The sequence below is a fragment of the Paludibacterium yongneupense DSM 18731 genome, assembly GCF_000422925.1.
Lineage (GTDB): Bacteria > Pseudomonadota > Gammaproteobacteria > Burkholderiales > Chromobacteriaceae > Paludibacterium > Paludibacterium yongneupense.
On record NZ_KE383959.1, the window covers coordinates 110,839 to 122,943 of the forward strand.

The window sequence follows — 12,105 nt, forward strand, 5'->3', positions numbered from 1 at the left end:
TTCCGCGGTCGGGCACAATCTCAAGTCGAGAGCAGTAGGCGTCCCCTTCTTTCTCAGTTTCAAACGTAAAAGAAACGGGCCTCGGCAGCAGTCCCTTGCGCCTGACGGTGAACTCCCAGCTCCCGCTAGATCGTAGCCTTTTCGTGGCCATGGAAATCTCGCGTATACGGCAATGAGCATAGTGCACGGGTGGTTCGCCACTTTTTGCGAGCGATCCGAAATCAAGGGAAACCAGATACACAAAAGCCCTGCAACTCATTGAGTTACAGGGCTTTTCTATTGGAGGCGGGGGTCGGAATCGAACCGGCGTACACGGCTTTGCAGGCCGCTGCATAACCACTCTGCCACCCCGCCATGAGGGGCTTCAAATCGCCTTGGGCAATCTGATGAAAACTGGAGCGGGAAACGAGGCTCGAACTCGCGACCTCAACCTTGGCAAGGTTGCGCTCTACCAACTGAGCTATTCCCGCGTCGCATACAACATCTAAAACCAGCATAACGGTGGAGCGGGAAACGAGGCTCGAACTCGCGACCTCAACCTTGGCAAGGTTGCGCTCTACCAACTGAGCTATTCCCGCGTCGCATACAACATCTAAAACCAGCATAACGGTGGAGCGGGAAACGAGGCTCGAACTCGCGACCTCAACCTTGGCAAGGTTGCGCTCTACCAACTGAGCTATTCCCGCATCGCATACGACATCAAAACCGGCAAACGGTGGAGCGGGAAACGAGGCTCGAACTCGCGACCTCAACCTTGGCAAGGTTGCGCTCTACCAACTGAGCTATTCCCGCATCGACACATGACTACCGAAAAGCGCTGGAGCGGGAAACGAGGCTCGAACTCGCGACCTCAACCTTGGCAAGGTTGCGCTCTACCAACTGAGCTATTCCCGCTTGGACTTTTCGTCCCGGCGTCACCACCGAGAGATTGCGAATTATAAAGATTAATCCGTTTCTGTCAACCGTTCAGACGTCGATTTTTTTACCCTTGAACTCGTGGGCAGCCATTCTCAGGTAGTAAACCATTGACCACAAAGTCAAAATCACGGCGACCACCATACACAGATTTCCAAGCGTCCAGGTATCGATGCCGGGGATGATGGGACCGTCGTACAGCAGCATCAATATCGCCACCATCTGCGCCGTGGTCTTGAGCTTGCCGATATAGGCCACGGCCACGCTCTTGCGGCTGCCCATCTCCGCCATCCATTCGCGCAGCGCGGAGATGGCGATTTCACGGCCGATGATGATCATCGCCATCCAGCCCGGCGTGCGGTTCAGTTCGACCAGCAGGATCAGGGCCGCCGCCACGATCAGTTTGTCGGCGACCGGGTCGAGAAAGGCGCCGAAGGCGGAGGTCTGCCCGAGACGGCGGGCGAGGAAGCCGTCAGCCCAGTCCGTAAAAGCCGCCAGCGCAAAAATGACGGCACCGGTCGTATTGCGCATATCGGACAGCAGAATGCTGTCCGGCAGGAAAAATACAGCCACGCAGATCGGAATCAGGACAACCCTGAACCAGGTCAACAGGATGGGTAGGTTAAACGGCATCGTCGCTTCTTGTTGTTGGCCGCACTACGGTTCAGTGCAGGGTGTTATAAATCTGTTCGGCCAGCGTCAGGCTGATGCCTTCCACCTGGGCCAGATCATCGATACTGGCTGCCGCCACGCCGCGCAGGCCGCCGAAGCGCGTGAGCAGCCGCTGCCGGCGCTTGGCGCCGACGCCGGGGATATCTTCCAGCGTCGACGAGGTGCGCGCCTTCGCGCGCCGCGCACGGTGCCCGGTAATGGCGAACCGGTGCGCCTCGTCGCGCACGGTCTGGATCAGGTGCAGCGCGGGATGGTCGCTCGGCAATTGTAGCGTTTTTTGCTGATACGGGAGGACCAGCGTCTCCAGGCCCGGCTTGCGCCCTTCCCCCTTGGCCACGCCGACGATGGTCAGGTCCAGCCCCAGTTCGGCGAACACCTCCAGCGCGACCCCCACCTGCCCTTTACCGCCGTCTATCAGTACGATGTCGGGCCGTTTGCCTTCGCCAGCCGCGAGCTTGCCGTAGCGGCGGCTCAGGACCTCGCGCATCGCGCCATAATCGTCGCCGGCCTTGGCCGTTTCGATATTGTAGCGCCGATATTCTGACGGTTGTATGGCGGTATGATCATAAACCACGCACGAGGCGACCGTTGCCTCGCCCATGGTATGGCTGATGTCGAAGCATTCGATGCGTTGCACCCCCTCCAGCCCCAGCGCTTCGTTCAGCAACTGCACCCGGTGCGTCTGCGTGGCCTGCCCTGCCAGTTTTTGCCCGAGTGCCAGCATCGCGTTTTTCTCGGCCATGGTCAGCCAGATCCGCCGCTCTCCGTTTGGATTGCTGATCAAGGTCAGCTTGCGTTCGGACTGCAGCGCCAGATGATCGCACAGCAAGGGGTCGATCTCGCCATTGACGATGAGCACCGGCGGGATGGCGCCCCCCAGATAGTGCTGCGCGAGGAAGGCTTCAAGCACGGCCTGCGGCGAGTCGCCATCGTCGTTGCGCGGAAAATGGCTTTTGTCGCCAAGGTGGCGCCCGCCGCGAATCATGACCAGATTGACACAGCAAACCCCGTCTTGCGTCGCCACCGCGACCACATCCGCGTCGAGCTGGTTCGAGTTGCTGGAAACGAACTGCTTCTCCTGCATCCGCGACAGGGCCTGGATCTGATCGCGCAGCTCGGCAGCGGTTTCGAACTCCAGCGCTTCCGCCGCAGCGTTCATGCGCACGCTCAAGGCATCGAGCAATTCGTTTTGCTTGCCTTGCAGAAAGGCGACCGCGCTGGCGACATCGGCGCGGTAGTCCGCATCAGCGATCAGGCCGACGCACGGCCCCGAGCAGCGCTTGATCTGAAAGAGCAGGCACGGGCGCGAACGGTTGCCGAATACGCTGTCCTCGCAGGTCCGCAGCCGAAACACTTTCTGCAGCATCTGGATGCTTTCGCGCACGGCATAGCTATTGGGGAAAGGACCGAAAAACTGATTGGGCCGTTTCGCCTCGCCGCGATAATAGGCAAGCCGCGGATAATCGTGCGCGGTCAACATCAGATAGGGGTAAGACTTGTCGTCGCGAAACAGGATGTTGTATTTCGGCGTCAACGCCTTGATCAGGTTGTTTTCCAGTATCAGCGCCTCGGCCTCCGAGCGCGTCACCGTGGTCTCGATGGCGGCGATCTGGCGCACCATCAGGCGTATGCGCGGCGACAGGTCGTTTTTCTGGAAATAGGAACTCACGCGCCGCTTGAGATCGACGGCCTTGCCGACGTACAGGACTTTTCCGCCCTGATCCAGCATGCGGTAGACACCGGGCAAAGACGGCAGGCCGGCCAGGACCGGCTTGGGATCAAACGGGGCGACAGCCATGACCGTCTCCGGGCTGGATGCAGCGCGACCGCGCGCGCCCGTGCGAAGCGGCAAAGCCGCTGAAATGGGTAGGATTTTGCATCAATACCAGTATACCGGTATAATGCGCCTTTGCCGCAAAGGAAACGCCAGATGCGTATCATCGAGAAAGCCTACACTTTCGACGACGTTCTCCTCGTCCCGGCCCACTCAGTGGTACTGCCGCGCGACGTTCAACTTTCCACCGTACTCTCCCGCAATATTCGATTGAACCTGCCCCTGGTCTCGTCGGCCATGGACACCGTGACTGAAGCCCGCCTTGCAATCGGCATGGCCCAGGAAGGCGGCATCGGCATCATTCACAAGAATATGACCGGGGAACAGCAGGCGCTGGAAGTTTCCAAGGTGAAGCGCCACGAAAGCGGCGTGGTCAAGGATCCGATCACCATTGCACCGGACATGCTGGTGCGGGATCTGGTCCTGTTGACCCGTCAGCACAAAATTTCCGGTCTTCCCGTCGTCAAGAACGGCAAGGTAGTGGGTATCGTCACCAACCGCGATCTCCGCTTCGAAACCCGCCTCGACCAGCAAGTCGCCTCGATCATGACTCCGCGCGAGCGCCTGATCACGATCCGCGAGGGCGGCAGCATCGATGAAGCGCGCGATCTGATGCACACGCATCGGCTGGAGCGCGTGCTTGTCATCAATGACGAGGACGAGCTCAAGGGCCTGATCACGGTCAAGGACATCATCAAGACCAGCGAGCACCCGCTCGCCAGCAAGGATAGCCAGGGCCGTCTGCGCGCAGGCGCCGCGGTCGGCGTCGGCGCCGGCACTGAAGATCGCATCGAACGCCTGGTTGCGGCCGGCGTCGACGTGATCGTGGTGGACACCGCTCACGGCCATAGCCAGGGCGTACTCGACCGCGTGCGCTGGACCAAGCTCAACTTCCCGCAAGTCGATGTCATCGGGGGCAATATCGCCACCGCCTCCGCCGCACTGGCGCTGGTTGAAGCCGGTGCCGATGCCGTCAAGGTCGGCATCGGCCCGGGATCGATCTGCACCACGCGTATCGTGGCAGGCGTCGGCGTACCTCAATTGACCGCCATCCACAACGTGTCCGAAGCGCTCAAGGACACGGGCGTCCCCCTGATCGGCGACGGCGGCATCCGCTTCTCCGGCGACATTTCCAAGGCGCTGGCGGCAGGTGCGCACACGGTGATGCTGGGCGGGATGTTCGCCGGCACCGAGGAAGCGCCAGGCGATGTCGAATTGTTCCAGGGTCGTTCCTACAAGTCCTACCGCGGCATGGGTTCGCTCGGCGCGATGACGCAAGGCTCTTCGGATCGCTATTTCCAGGACAACGAAGCCAATGTCGATAAATTCGTGCCCGAGGGGATCGAAGGCCGCGTACCCTTCAAAGGTCCGATCGGCCAGGTCATTCATCAATTGATGGGCGGCCTGCGCTCGTCGATGGGCTATCTGGGCTGCAAAACGATCGAAGAGATGCACGAAAAAGCCAATTTTGTCGAAATCACGTCGGCCGGCATTCGCGAATCTCACGTCCACGACGTACAGATCACCAAAGAAGCACCTAATTACCATATGGAGCGCTAAAAACCGGCGCTGCCTTAGGGTAGGAGAAAGCGCCCCGCCATGCGGGGCGCTTTCATTTTGATTGGCGTGTGCGCACACCATGAGCGACATGCGCTAGACTAATGTCTTTCCATGCTCAACCTCCATCCATGACGCCTTACAACACCGACTTCATCGCCATCGGCGACCGGCAGTATCACATTCGGCAGTGGGGCGACCCGGCGCGCGAACCGGTATTCCTGCTTCATGGCTGGATGGACAGTTCAGCCACCTTCCAGTTTCTTGCCGATGCTCTCGGCCTGGGCTGGAACCTGATCGCTCCTGATTGGCGCGGCTTCGGCGACAGCGACTGGAATCACGACAGTTATTACTTTCCGGACTATCTCGCCGATCTGGATCACATTCTCGAACACTATTCTCCGGGGACGCCGGCCGCGCTGGTCGGCCACAGCATGGGCGCCATGATCGCCAGCATCTATGCGGGGGTACGGCCAACCCGCGTGTCGCGGCTGGCGCTGATCGAGGGCTTCGGCCTCAGCGATACCGATCCGGCGGAAGCGCCCGGACGCTACGCACGCTGGTTGCGCGAGAAACGCAGCAACTTCGACTTCCGCCCGTTGCTCGATCGCAGCGAGGCGGCGGCACGGCTGCTGGACCGCAACCCCCACCTGAGCCAGGAGCGCGCCGACTGGCTGGCGGACGCACTGACGCGACCGCAGGGCGACGGCACGCGCATCTATCGCGCCGACCCGCGCCACAAGATGGTCAACCCCGCGCTCTACCATCTGGAAGAAGCCAAAGCCTGCTGGCGCAAGATCACCTGCCCGGTGCTCTGGGTTGCGGGCGAGGACCCGTGGGAACACCCGCAGGTACGCGGCGTGCTCGATACGCTCGACGAGCGGCGTGCCTGCTTCGCCGATCTCAGCGAAATCCGTTTTGCCAACTGCGGCCATATGGTGCAATGGGAAGCGCCGGAAGAGCTGGCGCTCGCGCTCAGCGCCTTTCTGCGTCCTTACTGACTGCGCCGCAGCGGCGACTCAGCCTAGATAGCGCGCTTCGAGATGGGCGCGGTAATGCACGGGATCGAGCGCGCTGCCCGTGGCACGCTCGATCAACTCGTCGGTTGTCCAGCGGCTGCCCTGACTCCAGATATGGCGTCCCAGCCAGGAGAACACCGATCCGAAGTCGCCGGCGGCGATGTCGGCGTCCAGCAAGGGACGCTCGCGGCGCATGGCGGCAAAATACTGCGCCGCATACATCGCGCCCAGGGTATAGCTGGGAAAATAACCGAAGCAGCCATCCGTCCAGTGGATATCCTGCATGCATCCGTCCCTGAAATTGCCCCGGCTATCCACACCGAGATAGGCGCTCATTTTTTCGTCCCACAAGGCAGGCACATCGCGGCAGTCGACATGTCCCTCGATCAGGTCGCGCTCGATCTCGTAGCGCAGCATCACATGGGCCGGGTAGCATAGCTCGTCGGCTTCGATGCGGATCAGCCCGGGCTCGACGCGGGTAAACAGTTTGATCAGGTTTTCTGTTTCGTAGGCCTCGCTCGCGCCGAAGTGCTGTTCCAGCAACGGCGACAGTTGCGCGATCAAGCCGGGGTGGCGCCCGAGCTGCATCTCGAAGGACAGGCTCTGGCTTTCATGCACGCCCATCGATCGGGCCTGCCCGACCGGCAGGTGCACTCGGGTGCGCGGCAAGCCCTGTTCGTAGCAGGCATGCCCGGTCTCATGGATGATGCCCATCAGGCTCTGGATGAAATCGTCTTCGCGGTAGCGCGTGGTGATGCGCACATCTTCCGCCACGCCGCCGCAGAATGGATGCACGCTCAGATCGAGACGGCCAGCGTCGAAATCGAACCCCAGCTTTTTCATCATGATCAGCCCCAGCGCACGCTGGCGCTCGAGCGGAAACGGTCCCTGCGGGTAAACCAGTGTGTCGCCGGCCTGGCGGGCACGAGCGCGTGCGATCAGATCCGGCAACCAGCCTTTGATCTCGCCGAAGATCCTGTCCAGCCGTTCACTGCGCACGCCAGGTTCGTATTTGTCGAGCAAGGCATCGTAGCGGCTCAAGCCGCTGGCGTCGGAGAGATAGGCCGCTTCTTCGCGCGCAAGCCGCACCACCTCCTCGAAATTGGCCAGAAACCCGCTCCAGTCGTTCGCCCCCCGCTGACGCCGCCAATCGTGCTCGCAGCGGGCGCCAGCCAGAGAGCGGGCTTCGATCAGCGCTTCCGGCAGCCGGCTGGCCATCAGCCAGACGCGGCGCATCTCGCGCAGACCGGCCGCCTCGTCTTCGTTCCCGGCTGCCGCCTCCGCATCGGCGAACAAGGCGCCCAAGCCGGAATCGGTCAGCGTGCGGTGCAGCAACACGTCCATCTCGGCCATCGCCCTCGCGCGCGCCTCGTTGCCCTTGGGCGGCATCATGGTTGCCCGGTCCCAACCGGCCATCGCCACCAGATGCTGATAGCGGTACAGACGGGTAAAAACCTGTTCGAGTTGAGACTGAGCCGGATTCATGAGGTTCTCCATTCAGACGGTAGGACGCAGGGTCAGGCGCAAATCGGCCCCCACTTTCCTCGTTTCCGCGATGTCGAAGCGGATGCGCGCGTCGAGGCTGCACAACTCGGGCCAGGCGAACAAGCCACGCGCACTTGCGCCGAGAAAGGAGGGAGCGAGATAAAGAATAAGTTCATCGACCAGCCCCGCTCCGAGCAAGGCGCCCGAGAGCACGGCGCCAGCCTCGACCATCAGCTGATTCACCCCGCGCGCGCCCAAGGCCGCCAGCAGGGCGGCGAGATCGACGCGGCCATCCACGGCAGACGGCAGGCACAGGGTTTCCCCACCTCCCGCGCGGTAGGGCCGCAGCCTTTCCTCGTCATCGAGACAACTGACAAGCAAGGTGTTCCCGCCCTGATAGATGCGGCTGTCGGCCGATGTGCGCAGCCCGCTGTCCAGCACGATGCGCAAGGGCTGGCGCGCGACCGGTGTGTCGCGCACGGTCAGTTGCGGATCGTCGGCCAGGACCGTCCCGCTGCCGGTCAGTATCGCATCGCACCGCGCGCGCAGGCGATGCACGTCGCGCCGCGCATCCGGCCCGGTTATCCACTGACTCGCACCGTTGCGCAGGGCCGTGGCGCCATCCAGCGAGGCGGCCGCCTTGAGCGTCACCCAGGGACGGCCGCGCTCGATGCGCGATAGAAAACCGCGCTGAACCTCGCGCGCCTCGCTTTCAAGCACGCCGCAACTCACCTCGACGCCGGCGGCGCGCAAGCGTTCCAGCCCCTGCCCGGCCACGGCGGGGAAGGGATCGCGCAAGGCCGCAACCACGCGTGCGATTCCGTGCCGTATCAGCGCATCGGCACAAGGCGGGGTACGGCCATGGTGGCTGCAAGGCTCGAGCGTGACATAGGCTGTCGCTCCGGCGACGTCTTCGCCTGCTGCCACGGCGGCCTTCAGCGCCTGGATTTCGGCATGATCGGAGCCGGCTTCGAGCGTAGCGCCTTCGCCCAGGATGCGCCCGTCGCGTACCAACACGCAGCCGACGCCGGGATTCGGAGCGGCCCGGACAGAGGCCCCGGCGGCAAGACGCAGCGCACGCTGCATATAATGAAAATCGTTATCAGTCATGGCTAGTCCAGAACGCACCCCGGTCCCGAGTGCAAGCGGTCAACGATGGGTCTTCTGAATTTCCTTGATGGCGTCGGAAAACTCGGAAATATCCTGGAAGCTGCGGTACACCGATGCGAAGCGGACATAGGCGACTTTGTCGAGGCGGGACAGTTCGGTCATCACCATCTCGCCGATCTGGCGCGAGCTGACTTCACGCTCGCCCAGTTGCAGCAGGCGATGGCAGATCCGGTCTATGGATTCATCGACCAGAGTGGTCGAGACGGGACGTTTGTGCAAGGCGCGCAGGAAGCTGGTCCTGATCTTTTCCAGATCAAACTCGGCACGGTGGCCTCCGGCTTTGACGACTTGCGGCATACGCACATCGGCCGTCTCGAAAGTCGTAAACCGTTTTTCACACAACAGACAGCGACGGCGGCGACGGATGCTGGTTCCGTCCTCACTGACACGAGAATCAATCACCTGCGTATCGGCATGGCCACAGAACGGACATTTCATGGTTGTCAAACCCTGATTGATTCAATAATTGAATACTATCAGCAATTCAGCGCAGGCATAACCGAATTCTCATGCACTTTAAACCAGCGGGAATCGCCGCCGGGCGATCCCCGCTGCCAGCCTCAGATCAACGGCCGTAGACAGGCAGCCGCAGGCAGAGTGCCTTGACGGCATCGGCCACGCGGGTGAGCACAGCCTCGTCTTGCGGCGCATCGAGCACGTCGGCAATCAGATTGGCCAGTTCGCGCGTTTCGGCCTCGCCAAACCCGCGAGTCGTCATCGCCGGCGTACCGATACGGATGCCCGAGGTCACGAACGGTTTTTCCGGGTCGTTCGGAATCGCATTCTTGTTGACGGTGATATGGGCACGTCCCAGAGCGGCTTCCGCATCCTTGCCGGTGATCTTCTTGGCACGCAAGTCAAGCAGGAACACATGGCTTTCGGTGCGTCCGGACACGATGCGCAGACCGCGTTCGATCAGGGTATCGGCCATCACGCGCGCATTGATGCGCACCTGGTGCTGGTAGGACTTGAATTCAGGGGATGCCGCTTCCTTGAAAGCCACGGCCTTGGCGGCAATGACGTGCATCAGCGGACCGCCCTGCAGGCAGGGGAAGATCGCCGAATTCAGCGCCTTCTCGTGTTCGGCACGCGCCAGGATCACGCCGCCGCGCGGGCCTCGCAAGGTCTTGTGGGTGGTGGTGGTCACAAAGTCGGCGTAAGGCACCGGGTTCGGGTACTCGCCGGCGGCGACGAGACCCGCGTAATGGGCCATGTCGACAAACAGCCAGGCACCGACTTCATCTGCGATCTCGCGCATGCGCGCCCAATCGATCGCCAGCGAATAGGCGGAAGCGCCGGCAACGATCATCTTCGGCTTGTGTTCCTGCGCCAGGCGGCGGACCTGTTCGTAGTCGAGAACTTCGTTCTCGTCGAGGCCGTAGGTGATGGCGTTGTACAGCTTGCCCGAAATATTGACCGAGGCGCCATGGGTCAGGTGACCGCCGTGCGCAAGGCTCATGCCGAGGATCGTGTCGCCGGGCTTGAGAACCGAAGCGTAGACAGCCTGGTTGGCCTGCGAGCCGGAATGCGGCTGCACATTCGCATATTCGGCGCCGAACAGGGCCTTCAGGCGGTCGATCGCCAATTGCTCGACCACATCCACATACTCGCAGCCGCCGTAATAACGCTTGCCCGGATAACCTTCGGCGTACTTGTTGGTCAGCACCGAGCCCTGGGCTTCCATGACGGCGGGGCTGACATAGTTTTCAGAAGCAATCAGTTCGACGTGATCTTCCTGGCGACGGTATTCGTCTTCCATCGCGGCGGAGAGTTCAGGGTCGAATTTGGCTATCGACAGATCGGCTGCAAACATCTTTGACTCTTCCAATCAAAGGGTTATCAATAATGTGAATTTTACACGAATTGCCGCCAGTTGCGGTACGCATATAAATTCGCCGGAACATGAAAATGATTCATGTTCAATATCCATTCATTCTGGAATTCCGCTCCGCCCCGGCCGCCACATCGGCAGGGTAGAGGAAGACGGGAACCCCGTTGCGCTCGGCAGGCTGCACGGCCAAGGCCACCCGGACGTCACCCACCTGACATTGCGCCATCAGCATGCGAAAATCGCTCTCGATCGCAGCGACGTCGTCCTGAGGTCCCAGCGGCCAGACGAAGCCGCCTTTCACTTCGTCGGCCTCTCCCGCCGACACGGTGAAATGAATTTCATTGTTTTCATGCGAAGACACCACGGCGACCGGCTCTTTGCCGCCATCCCGCAGCCGGCGGATCGCACTGCTGGCAAACACTTGCAAGGCCACCTCCAGCCGCGTGCGCTGCCCGGTCACCAGCGCCTGCATCAGCGACTGCGGGGCGCGGGCGATAGGGAACAAGGTCGCGCCGGGGCGCCCCAACTGCTCGCCGAGGAACTTCATCAGCGCGACGCCCCAGGCGCCTACCTCGCCATCGAGCTTCACGGCCGGCGCGGCGCCGGGGTTCTGCATCGCGACTCCAATCAGGTAGCGCAGAAAAACGCCTTCCTCCCGTGCCACCACCGGCGCGGCATGCAAGTCGAGAGGCAAACCGCGCGCGGCATCGGCCAGTTGCCGCGTATAGCGGTAGAGTTGTGCCGGCGTGATATCGACGACGCTATCGGGAGACAGCAGCCGACCCGACAGCATCACTTCGGCATCGGGGGCGAAAACGCCGCCATCCCGCAAAATCGCATTGAGCCCCTCGACATCGGCCAGTTGGCCAGGCAGCTCCACCGCCTCGCGCGATCCAAGCACCAGCACAAGCGGAATGGCGAAAACCACGGCATGCCGCGCGTCGACCGTCTCCACGCTGTCGCGCAACGCGCGCCACAAGGTCCGATACACCTCGCGCGACGGCGCCATCGCCAGCGCGACGGAAAGCCGCAGCAGGTCCTCGCGCTCGAGAGTCTCGTCCATTGTCGCGCGCAATGCCGCGCGCCACTGCGCTCGCACGGAGTCGTCGGCCGCGCCCAGCAGCGAGTACGCGTAATCGAGCAGTTGCGTTCCCGGACGCAGGCTCGGGTATTGGCGGGGGTCAGGCAATACAAGTGGCGAAGTGGTCATGGCGCTATCCGGGACGATGATGCCGATATCTTCGCATACCCGGTGGGTCGGCGACGAGTCGGACACGATACGGCGATGGCGAGCCTGCATTTTAGCACCAATATGGTGCCATAATGTTCTATACAGGTGCAAAATTCCCGGCTTTTCGTTGACAGCCCCCGGGCTGCACCGGATAATTCCGCGCTGTGAGGGGGTCTCGCGACCCCCTTTCAGTTTCTTCTATTTCTCCTTTGTAGACTTGGCGCGGAGCGGATGACGGCTCCGCGTTTTTTTCGTCCGCAAGCGCGGGAAATAAAAGAAACCCGCGTTTGCCGGCTCTGGCAAACACGGGTTCGGATAAAGAAATACCGGACACCTTCGCGTCCGGTAAAAGGTGAAACTACCGGGGAATCAAGAGATTGACCCGGCCCCG

Annotated in this window: 9 protein-coding genes and 6 tRNA genes; 2 read left to right on the forward strand and 13 right to left on the reverse strand. The window is 61.7% G+C overall.

The window, feature by feature from the left end; all coding sequences use genetic code 11:
* Window positions 1-280: 280 nt before the first annotated feature.
* From G520_RS0118545 to uvrC, 8 genes are all read right to left on the reverse strand, one after another.
* Window positions 281-354, reverse strand: a tRNA-Cys gene (locus tag G520_RS0118545).
* 40 nt (window positions 355-394) lie between these two features.
* Window positions 395-470: transfer RNA gene (locus G520_RS0118550), tRNA-Gly, on the reverse strand.
* Between the two features lie 32 nt (window positions 471-502).
* A tRNA-Gly gene (locus G520_RS0118555) sits at window positions 503-578 on the reverse strand.
* 32 nt (window positions 579-610) lie between these two features.
* A tRNA-Gly gene (locus tag G520_RS0118560) sits at window positions 611-686 on the reverse strand.
* Window positions 687-716: 30 nt separating this feature from the next.
* Window positions 717-792, reverse strand: a tRNA-Gly gene (locus G520_RS0118565).
* A gap of 26 nt (window positions 793-818) precedes the next feature.
* Window positions 819-894: transfer RNA gene (locus G520_RS0118570), tRNA-Gly, on the reverse strand.
* Between the two features lie 72 nt (window positions 895-966).
* Window positions 967-1,548 carry a CDP-diacylglycerol--glycerol-3-phosphate 3-phosphatidyltransferase gene (gene pgsA / locus G520_RS0118575; RefSeq protein WP_028536961.1) on the reverse strand — a complete coding sequence of 194 codons (582 nt, stop codon included), beginning with the start codon at window positions 1,546-1,548 and terminating at the stop codon, window positions 967-969.
* Between the two features lie 31 nt (window positions 1,549-1,579).
* Window positions 1,580-3,385, reverse strand: coding sequence for an excinuclease ABC subunit UvrC (uvrC, locus tag G520_RS0118580; RefSeq protein ID WP_028536962.1), 1,806 nt, complete (start codon window positions 3,383-3,385; stop codon window positions 1,580-1,582).
* A 132-nt stretch (window positions 3,386-3,517) separates the two neighbouring features.
* On the opposite strand from uvrC, the gene guaB reads away from it, so the two are divergent.
* Both guaB and G520_RS0118590 read left to right on the forward strand, forming a co-directional pair.
* The gene (guaB, locus tag G520_RS0118585) at window positions 3,518-4,981 is read left to right on the forward strand and encodes an IMP dehydrogenase (protein ID WP_028536963.1); all 1,464 of its coding nucleotides are present in this window, start codon (window positions 3,518-3,520) and stop codon (window positions 4,979-4,981) included.
* Between the two features lie 128 nt (window positions 4,982-5,109).
* Window positions 5,110-5,979, forward strand: coding sequence for an alpha/beta fold hydrolase (locus tag G520_RS0118590; RefSeq protein ID WP_156877016.1), 870 nt, complete (start codon window positions 5,110-5,112; stop codon window positions 5,977-5,979).
* 18 nt (window positions 5,980-5,997) lie between these two features.
* Here the strand turns inward: G520_RS0118590 and G520_RS0118595 are convergent, their stop codons facing one another.
* From G520_RS0118595 to G520_RS23445, 5 genes are all read right to left on the reverse strand, one after another.
* Complete coding sequence (locus tag G520_RS0118595; RefSeq protein ID WP_028536965.1) at window positions 5,998-7,482, reverse strand: carboxypeptidase M32; 1,485 nt, start codon at window positions 7,480-7,482, stop codon at window positions 5,998-6,000.
* Window positions 7,483-7,494: 12 nt separating this feature from the next.
* A complete protein-coding gene (gene ribD, locus G520_RS0118600) occupies window positions 7,495-8,592 on the reverse strand; it encodes a bifunctional diaminohydroxyphosphoribosylaminopyrimidine deaminase/5-amino-6-(5-phosphoribosylamino)uracil reductase RibD (RefSeq protein ID WP_028536966.1) in 1,098 nt (365 codons plus the stop codon).
* Between the two features lie 39 nt (window positions 8,593-8,631).
* Entirely contained in the window at window positions 8,632-9,090 is a 459-nt protein-coding gene (gene nrdR / locus G520_RS0118605; RefSeq protein ID WP_028536967.1) for a transcriptional regulator NrdR, read from the reverse strand.
* 127 nt (window positions 9,091-9,217) lie between these two features.
* A complete protein-coding gene (glyA, locus tag G520_RS0118610; protein WP_028536968.1) occupies window positions 9,218-10,465 on the reverse strand; it encodes a serine hydroxymethyltransferase in 1,248 nt (415 codons plus the stop codon).
* Between the two features lie 106 nt (window positions 10,466-10,571).
* A complete protein-coding gene (locus G520_RS23445) occupies window positions 10,572-11,783 on the reverse strand; it encodes a hypothetical protein (RefSeq protein WP_246542674.1) in 1,212 nt (403 codons plus the stop codon).
* Window positions 11,784-12,105 lie beyond the last annotated feature (322 nt).